This is a genomic window from Nonomuraea sp. NPDC049141 (genome assembly GCF_040648415.1).
GTDB lineage: Bacteria > Actinomycetota > Actinomycetes > Streptosporangiales > Streptosporangiaceae > Nonomuraea.
Map to the genome: position 1 here is coordinate 301,438 of NZ_JBEZDR010000004.1, position 18,689 is coordinate 320,126.

18 protein-coding genes are annotated in these 18,689 nt (G+C 70.7%); 15 read left to right on the forward strand and 3 right to left on the reverse strand.

Annotation, left to right across the window (positions count from 1 at the left end; genetic code table 11):
* Positions 1–82: 82 nt before the first annotated feature.
* Positions 83–1,861 carry an ABC transporter ATP-binding protein gene (locus AB0B91_RS13660; protein ID WP_358319179.1) on the forward strand — a complete coding sequence of 593 codons (1,779 nt, stop codon included), beginning with the start codon at positions 83–85 and terminating at the stop codon, positions 1,859–1,861.
* The gene (locus AB0B91_RS13665; protein WP_358318595.1) at positions 1,858–3,642 is read left to right on the forward strand and encodes an ABC transporter ATP-binding protein; all 1,785 of its coding nucleotides are present in this window, start codon (positions 1,858–1,860) and stop codon (positions 3,640–3,642) included. The genes AB0B91_RS13660 and AB0B91_RS13665 overlap by 4 nt, the downstream gene beginning before the upstream one ends.
* 2 nt (positions 3,643–3,644) lie before the next feature.
* Here AB0B91_RS13665 and AB0B91_RS13670 read toward each other — a convergent pair whose 3' ends face one another.
* On the reverse strand, positions 3,645–4,067 hold the full coding sequence (locus tag AB0B91_RS13670) for an ATP-binding protein (RefSeq protein WP_358318596.1): 423 nt from the start codon (positions 4,065–4,067) through the stop codon (positions 3,645–3,647).
* Entirely contained in the window at positions 4,060–4,866 is an 807-nt protein-coding gene (locus AB0B91_RS13675; protein WP_358318597.1) for an MEDS domain-containing protein, read from the reverse strand. The genes AB0B91_RS13670 and AB0B91_RS13675 overlap by 8 nt, the downstream gene beginning before the upstream one ends.
* 154 nt (positions 4,867–5,020) lie before the next feature.
* Between AB0B91_RS13675 and AB0B91_RS13680 the strand changes: the two genes are divergently transcribed.
* Genes AB0B91_RS13680 through AB0B91_RS13690 form a run of 3 tightly spaced genes read left to right on the forward strand, consistent with a single transcriptional unit; the run spans position 5,021 to position 6,399 of the window.
* Positions 5,021–5,365, forward strand: coding sequence for an STAS domain-containing protein (locus tag AB0B91_RS13680; RefSeq protein ID WP_358318598.1), 345 nt, complete (start codon positions 5,021–5,023; stop codon positions 5,363–5,365).
* A gap of 48 nt (positions 5,366–5,413) precedes the next feature.
* A complete protein-coding gene (gene hisI / locus AB0B91_RS13685; protein ID WP_358318599.1) occupies positions 5,414–5,764 on the forward strand; it encodes a phosphoribosyl-AMP cyclohydrolase in 351 nt (116 codons plus the stop codon).
* The gene (locus AB0B91_RS13690) at positions 5,761–6,399 is read left to right on the forward strand and encodes a Trp biosynthesis-associated membrane protein (protein WP_358318600.1); all 639 of its coding nucleotides are present in this window, start codon (positions 5,761–5,763) and stop codon (positions 6,397–6,399) included. Before hisI ends, AB0B91_RS13690 begins: the two co-directional genes overlap by 4 nt.
* Here AB0B91_RS13690 and AB0B91_RS13695 read toward each other — a convergent pair.
* Positions 6,396–6,761, reverse strand: coding sequence for a MerR family transcriptional regulator (locus AB0B91_RS13695; RefSeq protein WP_358318601.1), 366 nt, complete (start codon positions 6,759–6,761; stop codon positions 6,396–6,398). The two genes, AB0B91_RS13690 and AB0B91_RS13695, sit on opposite strands and share 4 nt — an antisense overlap.
* A gap of 60 nt (positions 6,762–6,821) precedes the next feature.
* Between AB0B91_RS13695 and AB0B91_RS13700 the strand changes: the two genes are divergently transcribed.
* The 10 genes from AB0B91_RS13700 to AB0B91_RS13745 all read left to right on the forward strand — a co-directional run bounded on the left by AB0B91_RS13700 (position 6,822) and on the right by AB0B91_RS13745 (position 18,686).
* Entirely contained in the window at positions 6,822–8,276 is a 1,455-nt protein-coding gene (locus AB0B91_RS13700; RefSeq protein ID WP_358318602.1) for an MFS transporter, read from the forward strand.
* An 89-nt stretch (positions 8,277–8,365) separates the two neighbouring features.
* Complete coding sequence (locus AB0B91_RS13705; protein ID WP_358318603.1) at positions 8,366–8,902, forward strand: DUF4190 domain-containing protein; 537 nt, start codon at positions 8,366–8,368, stop codon at positions 8,900–8,902.
* A gap of 126 nt (positions 8,903–9,028) precedes the next feature.
* Positions 9,029–9,625: a CD225/dispanin family protein gene (locus AB0B91_RS13710; protein WP_358318604.1), complete on the forward strand. Its 597-nt coding sequence runs from the start codon at positions 9,029–9,031 to the stop codon at positions 9,623–9,625.
* Entirely contained in the window at positions 9,625–10,056 is a 432-nt protein-coding gene (locus AB0B91_RS13715; protein ID WP_358318605.1) for a DUF2752 domain-containing protein, read from the forward strand. The genes AB0B91_RS13710 and AB0B91_RS13715 overlap by 1 nt, the downstream gene beginning before the upstream one ends.
* 119 nt (positions 10,057–10,175) lie before the next feature.
* Positions 10,176–11,015, forward strand: coding sequence for an indole-3-glycerol phosphate synthase TrpC (gene trpC, locus AB0B91_RS13720; protein ID WP_358318606.1), 840 nt, complete (start codon positions 10,176–10,178; stop codon positions 11,013–11,015).
* Between the two features lie 38 nt (positions 11,016–11,053).
* Positions 11,054–12,259, forward strand: coding sequence for a tryptophan synthase subunit beta (gene trpB, locus AB0B91_RS13725; RefSeq protein ID WP_358319182.1), 1,206 nt, complete (start codon positions 11,054–11,056; stop codon positions 12,257–12,259).
* Between the two features lie 112 nt (positions 12,260–12,371).
* The gene (gene trpA, locus AB0B91_RS13730; protein ID WP_214637618.1) at positions 12,372–13,172 is read left to right on the forward strand and encodes a tryptophan synthase subunit alpha; all 801 of its coding nucleotides are present in this window, start codon (positions 12,372–12,374) and stop codon (positions 13,170–13,172) included.
* A gap of 137 nt (positions 13,173–13,309) precedes the next feature.
* The gene (locus AB0B91_RS13735) at positions 13,310–17,194 is read left to right on the forward strand and encodes an endo-alpha-N-acetylgalactosaminidase family protein (RefSeq protein ID WP_358318607.1); all 3,885 of its coding nucleotides are present in this window, start codon (positions 13,310–13,312) and stop codon (positions 17,192–17,194) included.
* 179 nt (positions 17,195–17,373) lie between these two features.
* A complete protein-coding gene (locus AB0B91_RS13740) occupies positions 17,374–17,913 on the forward strand; it encodes a MauE/DoxX family redox-associated membrane protein (protein ID WP_358318608.1) in 540 nt (179 codons plus the stop codon).
* Entirely contained in the window at positions 17,913–18,686 is a 774-nt protein-coding gene (locus tag AB0B91_RS13745) for a thioredoxin domain-containing protein (protein WP_358318609.1), read from the forward strand. The genes AB0B91_RS13740 and AB0B91_RS13745 overlap by 1 nt, the downstream gene beginning before the upstream one ends.
* Positions 18,687–18,689 lie beyond the last annotated feature (3 nt).

Genomic DNA, 18,689 nt, shown 5'->3' on the forward strand with positions numbered 1-18,689 from the left:
GATCAGCCGTGATAGTCACATATGTAGAAATAGACGGGGAAAGGAAACTTTACGAGTGGCGAGCAAGGTCACCTCGGCTGTCATGCGTCAAGGGTTGCGCGTCCTTGGGGTGGCCGTTCGCGCGGAGAAGGCGGTGTTCGCCGCGGCCGTCCTGGCCAGCGCGCTGTATGGAGGCATGACCGTGGCCTCCGCCTGGGCGCTCGGCTGGGCCACGCAGAACGTCGTCCTTCCCGCCTTCGACAAGGGCGACGCCACCGCGGGCGCGCTGTGGACCGGGACGCTGCTCATCATGGGCGCCGCGCTGCTCAAGTCGATCGGCGTGGCGGGCCGGCGCATCCTGGCCGGGCTCATGCAGTACCGCATGCAGGCCCGGTCGCGGCGCGCGGTCACCAGGCAGTATCTGCAGTTGCCGCTGTCGTGGCACCACCGGCACCCGACCGGACAGCTGCTGTCCAACGCCAGCGCCGACGCCGAGGCGGCCTGGGCGCCGCTGGCGCCGCTGCCCATGGCGGTCGGCGTGATCGTCATGCTGTTCACCGCGGCGATCGGGATGCTGCTCACCGATCCCATGCTCGCCCTGGTGGGCTTCCTCATCTTCCCGGCGATCGCCGTGCTGAACCTGGTGTACCAGCGCCGGCTGAGCCCGCTCGCCACCCGCGCCCAGCAACTGCGCGCGGAGGTCAGCGAGATCGCCCATGAGAGCTTCGACGGCGCGCTCGTCGTCAAGACCCTGGGCAGGGAGGCGACGGAGACCGAGCGCTTCCGGCGGCGCGCGCACGAGCTGCGCGACGCCAACATCGCGGTCGGCCGGGTACGCGGGCTGTTCGACCCCATGCTGGAGGCGCTGCCCACGCTCGGCGTGCTCGCGGTGCTCGGCGTCGGCGCGCTGCGGCTGTCCACCGCCTCGATCGACTCCGGCGAACTGGTGCAGGTCGCCTACCTGTTCACGCTGCTGTCCTTTCCCATCCGGGCGCTCGGCTGGGTGCTGGCCGAGCTGCCGCGCAGCGTCGTCGGCTGGCAGCGGGTGCAGGCCGTACTGGACGCCGAGGGGTCGATGGAGTACGGCGAGGCCGAGCTGAGCGAGGCCCGGCCCGCCGAGCTGGAGGTGTCGGGCGTCTCCTACGCCTACGGCACGGACGCGGTGCTCCACGACGTCACCTTCGGCGTGCCCGCCGGCCGTACCGTCGCTCTGGTGGGGCCGACCGGCTCCGGCAAGTCGACGCTGGTCCAGCTGCTCGTGCGGCTGGTCGACCCGGCCTCGGGACAGGTGCTGCTCGACGGCGTCGACGTGCGGCGGCTCGCCTACGGCGCGCTGGCCGGGTCCGTCGCGCTGGTGCCGCAGCAGACCTTCCTGTTCGACGACACCGTACGCGGCAACATCGCGCTCGGCCTGGACGTCGACGACGAGGAGGTGTGGGCGGCGCTGCGCGTGGCCCAGGCCGACGCGTTCGTCGGCAGGCTCGCCTCGGGCCTCGACACGCGCGTCGGCGAGCGCGGCACGTCACTGTCCGGCGGCCAGCGCCAGCGGCTCGCGCTGGCCCGCGCGGTCGTCCGCCGCCCGCGCCTGCTCATCCTCGACGACGCGACCTCCAGCGTCGACCCGCAGGTCGAGGCCAAGATCCTGTACGGCCTGCGCGACGCGGCGTCCAGCGTCGTGGTCGTCGCCTACCGGATGGCCACGATCGCCCTGGCCGACGAGATCGTCTACCTGGACCGGGGCCGGGTCGTGGACCGAGGCGGCCACGAGGAGCTGCTGGGGCGCTGCGAGGGCTACCGGAACCTGGTGACCGCCTACGAGCGGGAGGAAGCCGAACGGGCCGCGATCGAGATCGAGATCACCGAGGAAGAGGTCAGCGCATGAGCGTGGAGCAGGGGATCCGCGGCAACGCCGAGCGATCCGCGCTGGCCACGATCCGCCAGGGGTTCTCGCTCACGCCGGAGTTCCGCAGGGGCCTGGCAGGGACGCTGGCGCTGGCCGTCATCGCCACCGTCGGCAAGATCATCGTGCCGATCGCGGTGCAGCAGACCATCGACACCGGCCTCAAGGGCAGCGCGCCCGACATGCCGTACATCTGGCGGGCCGTCGCCCTGTGCGCCGCCGCCGTGATCCTGACCGCCATCGCCGGATATGTCATGAACGTTCGCCTCTACAAGGCGACCGAGTCCTCACTGGCCACCCTGCGGGTCCGCGGCTTCCGCCACGTGCACGACCTGTCCGTGCTCACCCAGAACACCGAGCGCCGCGGCGCCCTGGTCTCCCGCGTCACCAACGACGTCGACCAGATCAGCACGTTCATGCAGTGGGGCGGGCTGATGATCATCGTGGCGTTCGGCCAGGTGCTCGTGGCCAGCGTGCTGATGTTCGTCTACTCCTGGCAGCTCACGCTGCTGGTCTGGGTCTGCTTCATCCCGCTGGTGATCGCGCTGCCGCGCTTCCAGCGCTGGCTGTCGGGCGCCTACACCACCGTCCGCGAGCGGACCGGCGACATGCTCGCCGCCGTCAGCGAGTCCGTCGTCGGCGCCACCGTCATCAGGGCGTACGCCTCCGAGCGGCGCACCGCCGACCGCATCGACACGGCCGTCGACGCCAACAGGGCCGCGCAGACCAAGGCGCAGACGATCGTCGGGTTCGTGTTCCCGCTGACCGAGATCGTGGCCGCCGTGGCCATCTCCGGGATCGTCCTGCTCGGGGTCCGGCTCGGGCTGTCGGGCGAGATCACGGCCGGGCGGCTGGTGGCGTTCCTGTTCCTGGTCACGCTGTTCGTCTCGCCCCTGCAGACCGCCACCGAGGTGCTGAACGAGGCCCAGAACGCGGTCGCCGGCTGGCGGCGCATCCTTGGCGTCCTCGACACGCCGCCGGACGTGGCCGACCCCGGCGACTCCGGCGTGGAACTGCCGCGCGGCCCGATCTCCGTCGCCTTCGAGGACGTGCACTTCAGCTACCCCGGCGGCGTCCCCGTGCTGCGCGAGGTCACGCTGTCGATCCCGCCGCGCTCGCGCATCGCGATCGTGGGCGAGACCGGCTCCGGCAAGACCACGTTCGCCAAACTGCTCACCCGGCTCATGGACCCGGTCTCGGGCCGCGTCACCGTCGACGGCCACGACCTGCGCGACGTGCGCTTCTCCTCGCTGCGCGAGCGCATCGTGATGGTGCCGCAGGACGGCTTCCTGTTCGACGGCACTCTGGAGCAGAACATCCAGTACGGCCGCCCCGCCGCCACGCGCGAGGAGATCGTGCTGGCCATGACCGAACTCGGCCTGGCCGACTGGCTGGAAGGCCTGCCCGCGGGCCTCGACACCCCGGTCGGCCAGCGCGGCGAGTCGCTCTCGGCGGGCGAACGCCAGCTCGTCGCGCTCGCCCGCGCCTACCTGGCCGACCCCGACCTGCTGCTGCTCGACGAGGCCACCTCGGCGGTCGACCCGGCGACGGAGGTACGGCTGGCGCGGGCGCTGGAAGGCGTCACCCGGGGCCGGACGGCCATCTCGATCGCGCACCGGCTGTCGACGGCCGAGAACGCCAACGAGGTGCTCGTCTTCGACACGGGACGGCTGGTGCAGCGAGGGTCGCACGCCGAACTGGTGACCGAGCCGGGCGTCTACGCCGACCTGCACGCCTCCTGGGTGTCGGCCGCGCACTCGTAGGCTCATTCACTGCCGGCTTCCCCGCTGGCTTCACTGTCCGCTTCCCTGGCGGCGAACCGTACGCTGGTGCCGCCAGGGCCGGACAGGACCGTGACCTCGTCGCAGAGCAGGCGGGTCAGCCACAACCCCCGCCCGCGCGACTCATGCCCCGGCGGAGTGCATGAGGCGCCCACCCAGCCCGGCGGCAGGCCGGGCCCCTTGTCGGCCACCTCGCACCACAACCGGTCGTCGTACCGCCACAGCCGCAGCAGCCCGCCGCCCCCGCCGTGCAGCACGGCGTTCGTGGTGATCTCGTTGACCGCCAGCACGAAGTCCTCCAGCCGCTTGCCCGCCAGCCCCTCCTCGGCCGCGTGCTCGGAGACCAGCCTCCGCAGAGCCGTGATCCGCCCTTGCGCGAATCCCGTACACAGCACCTGCCTATACATCGCCGGCCCGGCGGACGGTGACGGCCTCGTCGGCCCTGATCAGCCGCAGCACGCGCGCGACCGTCCCGCGGCACACCACCACCGTGCGGTGGTCCGTCCTGGCCAGCGCCGTCACCGCCAGCAACTGGGCCGACCCGGCGTCGATGAAGTCGAGCGCCGTCGCGTCGATGACCACCTCGGCCGCCACCGCCTCCAACTGCGCCAGCACCGAGGCGAACGCCTGCCTGTTGGTGATGTCGACGTCACCCGACAGCCGCAGCCCCGGCTGCGGGCACAGGTTGGCGAACCGCAGCAGCGCCTGCCCGGGCGCGATCGGATGGATGGCCGCCGCCCGGTTCGCGGCCTCGGCCGAGAACAGCCCGCGATCGTACTGGCACACGGCCGCCAGCCACCGCTCACCGAACAACGCGTTGGCCGCCGCCTCGAACCCCTCCAGCCCCACCGCGTCGTGCACCCCCCACGCCGCGTCGACCAGCGCGTAGACGCCGCGCTGCCCGTGCTCGCGGGCCTGCTCGCCGGCCGCGACCAGCTCACCCAGCAGCCACCGGGGATCGCAGGCTTTGATCTCGACCTGACCGGCCGCCTCCGCCGCCGCCAGCCCCGGCACGAGCGGCGCCAGCCACTCCCGCGTCCGCTCCGGTGTGTCGGTGTGGGTGATGATCACCACTCTGGTGTGGCGACGCAGCCCGTTCACCGTGAACTCCCTGGTCGCCGCCATCCGCTCCCGATCCCCGTGGAACGGCAGACAGACGTGATCTCCCAGGTCGGGATCGAGGACGGAACCCGCGACGTCCACCACGATCGTCCCTCCCTGCCGCGCGTAGCACAGGAAACTACTCCGCCTCGCGCCATCACGTAATGCGTTCTTCACAAAACCCTCGGTAACTCGTCTCGGCCCCGTGTACCTTTTCACGCGGGGGCCCGCTGATGGCGGAGTCATGAGGAGCATGGGCGTGGATGTGCTGGAAATGACGCGACGCCGGCATGGCGAGCGCGTGGTCGTGAGCCTCGCGGGTGAGGTGGATGCGGACAATGTGTCAAAGGTCCGCAAATGCTTCGACGAGGCGGTCGCGACCCACGGACCGCGTCTGGTCGTCGACCTGAGCAATGTGACCTTCATCGACACGACAGGCCTGGGGGTGCTGGTGCGCCAGCTGGCCACCTTGCGAGACCGCGACGGGACCATGGCGCTGGTGGCCACGGACGGACAGGTGATGAGACGCCTGCGCCGGACCAACATCGCACCGCTGTTCCCGATCTACGAGACGTTGTCGCAGGCACTCGACCAGCTGCGCTGACCGTCAGCCGATTCGGGGAGTGACCACTCCGGCTGGTTGAATGACGGCATGTCCCTTGACCCCAAGATCGCCGCGCGGCTCAAGCGCAACGGCGACGGGCTGGTGCCCGCGATCGTCCAGCAGTACGACTCCGGCGAAGTGCTGATGCTCGCCTGGATGGACGACGAGGCGCTGCATCGCACGCTCACCACGGGACGGGCCACGTACTGGTCGCGCAGCCGGGGGGCGTACTGGGTGAAGGGCGATACGTCGGGACACGTGCAGCACGTCAAGGCGGTGTCGCTCGACTGTGACGGTGACACGGTGCTGCTGAAGGTGGATCAGGTGGGGGCGGCCTGCCACACCGGTGACCACACGTGCTTCGACGCCGATCCGCTCGAGGTGACGATCGCGCCATGACGGACACCGGACCAGAGCCGGGTGCCGGTCCTGAGCCGGGCATCGGTGCTGAGCTGGGCACGGGGCCGGAGACGGACGCCGCTGTTCGGCGGGGGCGGCGGGAGTTGGTCGGCTGGCTGGTGGGGACGGTGCTCGGGTGTGTGCTGGTGCTGGTCGCCACCGGGCGGGCCTGGGTGACGAATGTCCGGGGCGCAGGGACGGGCGTGGTGGCCGCGCCGACCGGCGGTGACCTCAGTCCGGTGCTGACGCCGCTGGCGCTGGCGGGGCTGGCCGGGGTGGTGGCCGTGCTGGCCACGAAGGCGATCGGCCGCCGGGTGATCGGCGTGCTGCTGGCCCTGTGCGGAGTGGGCGCCGGGCTCGGCGCGTGGCAGGCGGCCGACGGCAGCGGCGTGCTGAGCTGGCTGCGTGAGCGGAACGTCATGCGGGTGACCGGCGCGATCCAGTGGGACGCGGTGGCGTTGTGGCCCGTGGTGTGCGGTCTCGGGGCGGCGCTGATGGTCGCGGGCGGCGTCGTGGCCGTCGTACGAGGCGGCGGATGGGCCGGCATGTCCGCCCGATACACCCGGGAGCCACCCCCGCCCACCGACGACCGCTCCCTGTGGGACGCCCTGGACCGCGGCGACGACCCGACTTAGTGCGGGTCGCGGCGGACCACGTCGAGGTAGGCGTTGATCGCGTCGCGGTTTCTGGCCAGGCAGCGGATGCGCGCGTCCATCTGGTCGCGCTGCTGTTCGAGGCTCGCGATCAGTTCCGGCGTGGCGTCCGTGACGTGGATCGTGCAGGGATTGTCGAGGCACGGGAGGATCTGCTTGATGATCCTCGTCGGAACGCCGGAGTCGAGCAGGCCGCGGATCTGCGTCACCCGGTCGACGAGCTCCTCCGGATAGTCGCGGTAGCCGTTCGCCGCCCGTTTGGGGGAGAGCAGCCCTTGCTCCTCGTAGTAGCGCAGGAGCCGGGTAGGCACGTTCGTACGCTCGGCCAGCTCTCCGATCCTCACCGGAACGACTCCTCCCGACGGCTTTCCTTCACACTAGTGTGAAGGTTCGATCATGTCCGCATGACATCTCGGGAATTGACCGCGGCGCCTGCGGCCGCGGGGGCGGTCGCGGCGGCCGGGCGCGCGTCCGCCACGCTGGCCGTGCTGTCGGTGGCGCAGTTCCTCATCGCCCTCGACTACTCGATCATCTATATCGCCCTGCCCAGCATCGCCACCGACCTGCGGCTCGAACCGGCGCTCGCCCAGTGGATCGTGAGCGCCTACGCCGTGCTCTTCGCCGGGTTCCTCGTGGTCGGGGGGCGCCTGTCGGATCGGGTGGGCGCCAAGCGGCTCTTCGTCGTCTCCATCGTGCTGTTCGGCGTCGCCAGCGCGGTGGGCGGGGCGGCAGGTGACGGGACGCTGCTGCTGGCCGCGCGGGGGGTGCAGGGGCTCGGGGCGGCGCTGCTGCAGCCGGCCGTGCTCGGGCTGATCGGGACGACGTTCCCGCCGGGGGCGTCGCGGGCCAGGGCGCTGGCGGTGTGGGGGTCGGTCGGCGCCTCGGGGCTGGCGGTGGGGGCGATACTCGGCGGGCTGCTGACGGCGGCGTCGTGGCGGCTCACGTTCGTCATCAACGTCCCGCTCACGCTGCTGTGCGCGCTGGGAGCGGCCGTCTGGATCGCCTCGGCCCGGCCCGCCACCGGCGACGGCACGCCCGACCGCGTTCCCGTGCTCGCCTCGGTGCTCGGGACCGGCACCGTGCTCACGTTGGTGCTCGGGCTGACGCTCGGCTCCTCCCAAGGGTGGGGGTCGCCGGCGACCCTCGTCTGCCTCGGCCTTGCGGTGGTGTTGTTCGTCGGGTTCGTACGGAATGAGGGGGTCTCGCCCAACGTCCTCATCGAGCCCGTTCTGCGGCGTACGAGATCGTTGCGTGCCGGGGCGGCGGCGACCGCGCTCTACATGGCGAGTGTCGGGTCGGAGTTCTACCTGCTCACCCTGCTTCTGCAGGAAATGAAGGGATATACGCCGGTACGAGCGGGGTTGGCGTTCCTGCCGCTGGCGATCATGGTGACCGTCGGCAGCACGACGGCGGGACGGGCGGTGCGGAGGTTCGGGGCGGCGAACGTGCTCGTCGCCGGGTTCGCCGTCGCGACCGTGGGTCTGCTCTGGCTCTCCCTGGCGCTGCACGGGGACTCCTACGCCGCCGATCTGCTTCCCGGGCTGCTTCTCAGCGGGTTCGGGCACGGGGCCATCTACACGTCCATGTTCATCATCGGGACCCATGACGTGCCGGCCGCCCATCAGAGCACGGCGGGAGCGCTGCTGACCACGTCGCAGTATCTCTCCGGTGCCGTCACCGTGGCCGTCCTGACGCTCGTTCTGGGCATGTCGCCCGGCCATGGCGACTTCCGTACCGCCTTCCTGCTCACCACCGCGGCGGCGGCTCTCGGCGGCGTGCTGGCGGCGGTGCGCGGCCGATCGAGCGCCTCGGTCCCGGCCTCGGCCGATCCCTCTCTGTCGCGGACTCATCACAAATAATCCACGGTCTGAACCGTTGCCGGACCGCCGGACGTTTTGTCAATAAGCTTCCTCTGCAACGGGTCAAGAGGGGACGAGGAGCCACGGGCATGAGCTACGGGGACGAGGGCAACAGCGGGGGTTACGGCGCGCCGCCGCCCGGCGGGGGCTACGGTCAGCCTCCCGGATACGGCCAGCAACCCCCGAGCGGTTATGGCCAGCAGCCGCCCAGCGGCTCCTACGGCTGGCAGGGCGGTTACGGCCAGCAGCCATCCGGTGAATACGGGTACGGCCAGCAGTCCGGCTACGGCTATGGTCAGCAGCCGCCGGGCGCCTACGGGCAACCCGGCTACGGCGCGTACGGGGCTCCGCCGAGGTCCACCAGCGGGCTGGCCATCACCTCGCTCGTGCTGGGCATCGTCGGCCTGCTGTTCTGCGGCCTGACCAGCATCCCCGGCGCCGTCGTCGGCCACATGGCGCTCAGCCGCATCAAGCGCACCGGTGAGGAAGGCCAGGGCATGGCCATGGGCGGCCTGATCACCTCGTACATCACGATCGTGCTCTGGGTGATCCTTTGGATCTTCTTCGGCGGCATGTGGCTCGCTTTGGTGGGGCTCTCGACCGCCGCCACGGCCGGGAACTACTGACCGGCAGGACTTTCAGTCCGGTCACAAATTGTCCGCAACGTGGACGTTATTCCACGTCGTTAGCGGTTTGTCGCTAGGCTGCCGCGCGCAACTCGCCACAGAATGACCACATGAGGAGCAATTAGCATGAGCTACGGAAACCAGGGCGACGGCGGTTACGGCGCCCAGCCGCCCGGCGGCGGTTACGGTCAGCAGCCGCCGAGTGGCGGTGGCGGTTACGGTCAGCAGCCGCCCGCCGGCGGTGGCTATGGCCAGCAGCCGCCCAGCGGTGGTGGTGGTTACGGTCAGCAGCCCCCGAGTGGCGGTGGCGGTTACGGTCAGCAGCCGCCCAGTGGCGGTGGCGGCTATGGTCAGCAGCCCCCGAGCGGCGGCGGCTACGGCCAGCAGCCTCCCGGCTACGGCCCGCCCCCCGGTGGCGGCTACGGCCAGCCCGGCGGCTACGGCGCGCCGCAGACCCCGCCGGACAACCACCTGGTCGCGGCCATCCTCACGACGCTGTTCTGCTGCCTCCCCTTCGGTATCGTGTCGATTGTCAAGTCGTCACAGGTGAACTCGAAGTGGCAGGCCGGCGACTACCAGGGCGCCGTCCAGTCCTCGGAAGAGGCCAAGACATGGTGGAAGCGCGCGCTGATCTTCGGCGCGATCATCAACATCCTCATCGTCATCGGCTACATCCTGCTGTTCGTGATCGTCGCCGCGAACGCGCCGTCCTCCGGATACTGATGGGCACCGCGAACATCGAGCGGCGCGGCACCGACCGGCTCAGGTCCGTGCTCGCGCCGCTCGGCGTCGCCGCAGCGGCGGGGGCGGTGTTCGCGGTCGTCGGCACGATCGACCCCAACCAGCCGGGCCACTATCCGACCTGCCCGTTCCTGTGGGCCACCGGCCTGTACTGCCCGGGCTGCGGTACGTTGCGCACCATCCACGCGCTGGCCCACCTCGACCCGGTGACCGCGCTCGGCCTCAACCCGCTCGCCATGGTGATGATCCCCTTCCTGCTGTTCTGGTGGGGGCGCTGGCTGGTCCGCGCCTGGCAGGGAAGGCCGCGACGGACGACACTCGCGCATCCCGCTTGGCTTTGGGCGTTTCTCGGCATAGTGCTGGTGTACTGGGTGGTCCGAAACCTGCCATTCGGGGCGTTCCTCGCGCCGTAGTCGGGGGTCTGTGGTGAGGTGACCGGTGCGGGGCCGATACCATCGCAGGACAGGCCGGGAGCGGACGCGATGCGAACTCTCTGCCGCCCCCAACTGCCGACCGGAGGGACCCCAAGCGCGTGAGTGAGCGGACCGAAGGGCCGAGCGTCCTCGACGACATCCTCGACGGGGTGCGCGCCGACCTCGCCACCCGCCAGCAGGCCGTGTCGCTTGACGAGCTCAAGCGGCGGGCCGACCGGGCTGCCGCGCCCAAAGACGCGATCGCCGCGCTCGGCGGCGACCGGATCTCGGTGATCGCCGAGGTCAAGCGCTCCAGCCCGTCCAAGGGCGCGCTGGCCGCGATCGCCGACCCGGCCGCGCTGGCCGCCGACTACGAGGCGGGCGGCGCCCACGTCATCAGCGTGCTGACCGAGCGGCGCAAGTTCGGCGGCAGCCTCGAGGACCTGGCCGCGGTCCGTGCCCGCGTCGACATCCCGATCCTGCGCAAGGACTTCATCCTGACCTCCTACCAGCTCTGGGAGGCCAGGGCCCACGGCGCCGACCTGGCGCTGCTGATGGTGGTCTGCCTGGAGCAGGAGGCCCTGGTGTCGCTGATCGAGCGGGCCGAGTCCATCGGGCTCACCCCGCTGGTCGAGGTGCACACCGAGGAGGAGCTGGAGCGGGCGGTCGCGGCGGGTGCCCGGATCATCGGGATCAACGCCCGCAATTTGAAGACACTTGAGGTCGACCGCGACGTGTTCGCCAAGCTGGCGCCCAAGGTCCCCGATAATGTGATCAAGATCGCGGAGTCGGGCGTTCGAGGTCCGCATGACCTGCTCGCCTACGCGCGGGTCGGCGCCGACGCCGTCCTGGTGGGCGAGAGCCTGGTCACCGGCAAGGATCCACGCAAGGCCGTGGAGGCGCTGGTGACCGCCGGCGCTCACCCCGCGACGCGCCCCGACCACGGAGCAGAGGGATAGCAGTGGCAAACGACGGCACCATCCTCACCGCCGCCGACCTGGCGGGTAACGGCGCCTACGGCAACGACCCCGACGTGCACGGCAAGTTCGGCATCTTCGGCGGGCGCTACGTTCCCGAGGCGCTCATCCCGGCCCTCGACGAGGTCGCCGCGGTCTACGAGAAGGCCAAGAACGACGCCTCGTTCCTGCGCGAGTTCGATCACCTGCTGCGTACGTACGCGGGCCGGCCGACCACGCTGACCGAGGTGCCGCGCTTCGCCGAGCAGGCCGGCGGCGCGCGGATCATCCTCAAGCGCGAGGACCTCACGCACACCGGCGCCCACAAGATCAACAACGTGCTCGGCCAGGCGCTGCTGACCAAGCGGCTCGGCAAGAAGCGAGTGATCGCCGAGACCGGCGCGGGCCAGCACGGCGTGGCCACGGCCACGGCGGCGGCCCTGCTCGGCCTGGAGTGCGTCATCTACATGGGCGAGGTCGACTGCGAGCGCCAGGCGCTCAACGTGGCCAGGATGAAGCTGCTCGGCGCCACGGTGGTGCCGGTGAGCAACGGCTCCCAGACACTCAAGGACGCCATCAACGAGGCGTTCCGCGACTGGGTCACCAACGTCGACACCACCCACTACCTGTTCGGCACCGTCGCGGGCCCGCACCCGTTCCCCGAGATCGTGCGCGACTTCGCGCGCATCATCGGCGTCGAGGCCCGCCGTCAGATGCTGGAGCTGACCGGCAAGCTGCCCGACGCGGTCTGCGCCTGCGTCGGTGGCGGCAGCAACGCGATCGGCATCTTCCACGCCTTCATCGGCGACGAGGGCGTCCAGCTGCACGGCTACGAGGCGGCCGGCCACGGCCTGGCGAGCGGCGAGCACGCGCTCACGCTCACCGCCGGCTCGGTCGGCGTGCTGCACGGCTCGCGCACCTACGTCCTGCAGGACGAGGAGGGCCAGACGATCGAGTCGCACTCGATCTCGGCCGGCCTCGACTACCCGGGCGTCGGGCCCGAGCACGCCTGGCTCAAGGACAGCGGACGGGCGGCCTACCACGGGGTCACCGACGACCAGGCGATGGCGGCGTTCTCGCTGCTGGCCAGGACAGAGGGCATCATTCCGGCCATCGAGTCGTCCCACGCCCTGGCGGGCGCGCTGGAGCTCGGCCGTGAGCTGGGGCCCGAGGCGACCATCCTGGTCAACCTCTCGGGGCGCGGCGACAAGGACATGGGCACGGCGATGAAGTACTTCAACCTCTGACGGCCCGGGGTTCGCGCCGCACCGGCTCCGGGAGATGCCCGAGCACAGCGGCCGATGGCACCATGGCAAGGACGGCGGCGATGCGGCCCTCGACCACTGAGAACGGACGATCATGACTACTCTTCAGACGGTTTTCGCCACGGCGAAGGCGGCGAACCGGGCCGCGCTCGTCGGCTACCTGCCCGCGGGCTTCCCGTCCAAGGAGGGCGCCGTCGCCGCGGCCGCCGCCCTGGTCGAGGCCGGCTGCGACGTGATCGAGATCGGCCTGCCCTACTCCGACCCGCTCATGGACGGGCCGACCATCCAGGACGCCGTGCACCGGTCGCTGCTCAACGGCACCCGGATCGCCGACGTCATGCGGACGGTCGAGGGGGTCGCCGCCACCGGCGCGGCCACGCTGGTCATGACCTACTGGAACCCGATCGACCGCTACGGTGCCGAGCGGTTCGCGCGTGACCTGGCCAACGCGGGCGGCGTCGGCACGATCACGCCCGACCTGACGCCGGAGGAGTCGGAGCCGTGGCGGGCGGCCTCGGCCGCGGCGGGCATCGACACCGTGTTCCTGGTGGCGCCCAGTTCCACCGAGGCGCGCATCAAGGCCGTCGTCGACTGCTGCACCGGGTTCGTCTACGCGGCCTCGCTGATGGGCGTCACGGGCGCCAGGGAGACCGTCAACGTGGCGGCCGAGGACCTGGTCAAGCGCACCCGCGCGCACACCGCGCTGCCGGTGTGCGTGGGCCTGGGCGTCGGCACCGGCAAGCAGGCGGCCGAGGTGGCCGGCTACGCCGACGGCGTCATCGTGGGATCGGCGTTCATCCGCCGGATGCTCGACGCTCCCGACGAGGCCGCGGGTCGCGAGTCGATCGCCGTGCTGGCTCGCGAGATGGCCGAAGGCGTCCGTTCCCGCGCCTAACTGTTTCTGTCAATTCCCGCGACTCGTAACCGGACAAGTGTCAGTATTTCTGGCGTCGGTCCATGGCGCGTGTCGCGGCGGCGGGTGTGGGTATCGGGGCCACACCCAGTGCGACGCATACCTTTGAAGGGACATATATGCGTCGACGTCCTGTTAGTTTCGCGGCCGCCCTCGCCTTATCGGCGATCACCCTGACAGCCCCGGCGCAGGCCGCCCCCGCGCAGGCCACCCCTGTACAGGGCAGCCCCACCCCGGCGCCCGAGCCCACGCCCACCTACGAGCTGCCCTCGCCGGACCAGTCGCCCACCGGCCCCACGCCCCCGCCCCCCACGCAGCAGAACCTGGCTCCCGAGCCCACCACCGTAGCCGAGCCGCTCACGATCTCCTCCGGGCAACTGGCCGTCGAGCTCGACCCGGCCTTCCCGAGGATCCTGCGTTACACCGACAAGGCGAGCGGCGCCGTGCTCGACGGCAGCACCGCGGTGCCCGCCGTGGTGCTGAACGGCACGCCGTACCAAGCCACGGTCGCCCTGCGCGGCACCGACGGCGCCTCGGCCCGCTACCGGCTGACCGTCGAGGCAGGGGTCACGCTGGACGCCAGCATCCGCGTCAAGGGCCGGGTGACGACCTTCGCGATCGACGCGGTCACCGACACCGAGGCGTTCCGGGTCAACACGATCGACCTGCCGGGCCACGACCTGGTGTCGGTGTCGAGCGACCAGCCGGGCGCCGCGACCGCGTTCACCAGGCTCGACCCCAACTCCACCCGTACGGCCGACGTCTTCGCCGCCGTGACCCCGCGGACCGCGCCCGACGCCGCCCCGATCGGCGCCTCGTACGCCATCGTCAACACCGGCTCCCTGGCCGCCGCCGTCGAGTCGAACTCCACCTACGACCGCCCCTCAGGCGTCACCGACAAGGACGCGGCCCGTTTCTGGCACCAGGCCAGGCAGGAGGACGGCGGCCGGGTCAGGGTGGGCGTGTGGAGCGGCCAGTGGACCTACCGGGGCACCGGCGCGCCCTTCACCGAAGACCTGCCGTGGGCCAAGGTCGTGGTCACCCCCGACGCCAACGGCGACGGCGCCCTCGACTGGCAGGACGGGGCGGTCGCGTTCAGGAGCATCGGCGTCAAGGCGCCCGGCGCGGACCAGACCAAGGACCGGGTGATCGCGCACATCCCGTTCAACTTCTCCAGCCAGGCCACCCACCCGTTCCTGCGCACGCTCGACGACGTCAAGCGGATCTCGCTGGCCACCGACGGCCTGGGCCAGCTCGCCCTGCTCAAGGGCTACCAGTCGGAGGGCCACGACTCGGCCCACCCCGACTACGGCGGCAACTACAACAAGCGCGCCGGCGGCCTGGCCGACCTCAACACCCTGCTCAAGACCGGGAAAGACTGGAACGCCACCTTCGGGGTGCACGTCAACGCCACCGAGTCCTACCCCGAGGCCAAGAGCTTCAGCGAGCAGCTCGTCAACAAGGACACCAAGGGCTGGAACTGGCTCGACCAGTCGTACCTGATAGACCAGCGTGGCGACCTGACCAGGGGCACCCTCGCCAAGCGGTTCCGGCAGCTGCGCGCCGAGACCGACAGGAACCTGGCCGTCCTGTACGTGGACGTGTACCGGCCGCACGGCTGGGTCGCCGACCGCCTGCTCACCGAGCTGCGCGGACAGGGCTGGCAGGTGGCCACCGAATGGGCCGACAAGCTGGAGCGCTCGTCGCTCTGGTCACACTGGGCCAACGACCTCAACTACGGCGGAGCCACCAACAAGGGGCTGAACTCGCAGATCATCCGGTTCATCCGCAACGGTGAGAAGGACGTCTGGAACGCCCACCCCATTCTCGGGAACGCCCGCATTGTGGAGTTCGAGGGCTGGACCGCGGAGAACGACTTCACCGCCTTCTACCGCAACATCTGGGAGTACAACCTGCCGGCCAAGTTCCTGCAGCACTACCAGATCACCGACTGGAACGCCGACGAGATCGTCTTCACCGGCGGTGTGAGCGGCAGGTTGGCAGACGGCAGGCGCCAGTTGTTCGCGGACGGTCACAAGGTGCTCGACGGCGGCACGTACCTGCTGCCGTGGGAGGGCAAGTACTACCACTACAACCCGGCCGGCGGCACCACCACCTGGGACGCCACCCGGCCGCTGACCGTCTACAAGCTCACCGACCAGGGCCGGGTCCGGGTGGGCGTCGTCACCCCGGCCGACGGCAAGATCACCCTGCGGGCCGAGGCGGGCGTGCCGTACGTGCTCTACCCCGGCAGGGCGCCCGCCCAGGCCGCGCCCCGGTGGGGCGAGGGGAGCGGCGTCCGCGATCCCGGCTTCAACGGCGACGGACTGCGCGACTGGCAGGTCACCGGCCCGGTGAGTATCCAGAAGAACGAGCTCGGCCAGCGCATGGCCCTGCTCGGCGGCGGCCCGCAGGCCCGGCTGGAGCAGCGGCTGACCGGCCTCCAGCCTGGACACGCCTACACCGCCTCGGCCTTCGTCGAGGTCGAACCCGGGCGAGCCAGGCAGACCACCCTGGAGGCCGGCGGCCAGAAGGTGACGATCCAGCGCTCGACGGCGAAGAACTACATCGCCTCGGACGAGAAGCACGACACCTACTTCCAGCGCGTCAAGGTCGCTTTCATCGCCCCGCGCGACTCCGTCACGCTGCGGATCACGGCCGCCGCAGGTGAGGCGAAGGTCCGGGTGGACGACGTACGGCTCCTCAAGAGCGACCCGGCGGGTGAGACCGAGACGTTCGAGTCGGCCGAGCCGGGGTGGGGCCCGTTCGTCAAGGGTGACGCCGGGGGCGCGTTCGACGCCCGTACGCACCTGTCGGAGCGGCATGATCCGTACACGCGGGCGGGCTGGAACGGCAAGAGCGTCGACGACGTGATCAGCGGCGACTGGTCGCTCAAGGCGCACGAGGAGCGCCAGGGGCTGGTCTACCGGACCGTGCCGCAGACCGTCCGGTTCGAGCCGGGACACGCCTACGAGGTGTCGTTCGGCTACCAGAGCGCCCTGGCCGGCGCCTACGCCTGGGTGACCGGTTACGACAAGGGCGGGTCCAGCGTGGAGACCCGGCGGACACCGGTGCCCGAGCGGCGGACCACCGGCAGGTTCGCCGAGCGGGTGGTCGCGGGCTGTGGCGAGGCCTGGGTCGGGCTCCGCTCGCTGCTGCCCGAGCAGGCCGGGGCCGACTTCGTCCTCGACGACTTCGCCGTCAAGGACCTCGGTGCCGATCCCGAGGCCCAGGCGTGCGGGTCGCTGGACGTGGTGCCCGCCTCACCCGCCTTCGAGCAGGGGGCGGCCTCCGAGGTCACCACGACGTTCGTCAACCTGGAGGACGTGACGGCCCAGGACGTCAAGGTGACGCTGGGCGTACCCGAGGGATGGGACGTCACCGGGAACGGGACCGGCACCGTGGAGCCCGGCGGCAAGCTGGTGACCACCTGGAAGGTGACGCCGCCCGCGGACGCGCCCTACGCCACCTACGAGCTGAAGGCCCGTGCCGTCTACACCGCGGCGGGAGCCGCCAAGTCGCTCGACGCGGTGGCGACGGTGCGTACGCCGCCGCCGCCGCCCACCGCGGACGCCTGGGCGAGCGACCTGGAGTGGGTCAGCGCCGCCAACGGCTGGGGGCCGGTCGAACGCGATCGCTCCAACGGCGACCTCGGCGCGGCCGACGGCACGCCGATCGTGATCGGCGGCCAGACGTTCGCCAAGGGGCTGGGCACGCACGCGCCCGCCGACGTCCGTTACTACCTCGGAGGCCGGTGTACGGCCTTCACAGCCTCCGTCGGCGTGGACGACGTCCAGGCCACCAGGGGCTCCGTGGAGTACAGCGTGGTCGCCGACGGGGTGATCAAGGCACACAGCCCAGTGCTGCGCGCCGCCGACCCGGCCTACGAACTGACCGCCGACCTCACCGGCGCCCGCTACGTGGACCTCGTGGCGGGCGACGCCGGTGACGGCAACGGCAATGACCATGCGGACTGGGGAGCCGCCAGGCTGACCTGCGAGTAACGTCGGTTTAGTGAGCATCGCGTACGCCTGGAGTACGCGAAAACTGTCTTAACCGAGTCTTATCCCGGGCGTGGTCAGATGAGTTCCCGGTACTGTGCGCTTTCCAGCGCAGAGAAAGAGGAGCCCTAGTCGTGGTCGCGTCGCAACCGTCACGTAACGTCCGCTCAGCGGTACCCTGGGTGACGACCGTCGCCCGGCTGGTCCTGGGCGGGGTGCTGATCGCGGCCGGATGGCTGAAGATCGGCAATCCGTCCGACTCCGTCGTGGCGGTCAAGGCTTACCAACTGCTGCCCGACTCGCTCGCCACGACCGTGGGCTACGGCCTGCCGATCCTGGAGATCGTGGTCGGGGTGCTGCTGGTCGTGGGCCTGATGACCAGGGTGGCCGGGGTGGTCGGCGCGCTGCTCATGTTCGCCTTCGTCTTCGGCATCGCCTGGGCGTGGGCGCACGGCCTGCGGATCGACTGCGGCTGCTTCGGCGGCGGCGGCCAGCTGGGGGCGGGACAGCAGCCGGCCTACCTGCTCGACATCCTGCGCGACTTCGGTCTTGTGGTGCTCGGCGCCTGGACCGTGCGCTTCGCGCCGGGGCACTTCGCGCTCGACTCGGCTCTCGGGCTGGCGGGCGGCGAGCGCGTTGATGGACAAGACGTTGACGGACAGGACGTTCACGGGCGAGGCGTTCACGGACAGGACGTTCTCGGCCAGGAGGAGATGGGCTGATGATGAGCAAGGGGGAGCGCGTGATGAGCAAGGGGGAGCGCGCGAAGTCCGCGCGGGAGAAGATCAGAGCGCAGCAGGCCGCCGAGCGCGCGCGGGAGCAGCGCAAACGCGTCGTCACCTACATGACCGTGGGCGTGGTCGCGGTGGCGGCGGTCGGTCTCGGCGCCTGGTACGCCGCCAGCAAGTCGCAGGCCGAGCTGGCCGGAGACACGGCGCCGACCACCGTGCAGTCCGACGGCTCGGTCGTCATGGCCAAGAGCGGGGTCGCCAAGCCGGTGATCGACATCTACGAGGACTTCCAGTGTCCGGCCTGCAAGCAGATGGAGGAGGTGAGCGGCAGCACGTTCAGGAACCTCGCGGCTGAGGGCCTGGCCAAGGTCGTCTACCACCCCATCACCATCTTCAGCACCGAGCCGACGAAGGGCAACTCCGTGCGCGCCGGCGCCGCGGCCCGCTGCCTGACCGACGGCAAGCAGTGGCTCGCCTTCCACGACCTGCTCTACAAGAACCAGCCCAGCGAGACGGTCGAGGGCTTCAAGACCGACCAGTTGGTGACCTGGGCCAAGTCGGCCGGGGCGACGGCGGCGGGCATCGACACCTGCATCACCGGCCAGAAGAACGCCCAGGCCCAGCTCGACTACAGCGCCAAGGTCAACAAGGAGCAGAAGCTGCAGGGCACGCCGACCGTCAAGTTGAACGGCACGGCCATGGACAACAACGTCGTCTTCACACCAAAGGATCTTCGCGATGCGGTCACGAAGGCGGCCAAGTAGTCC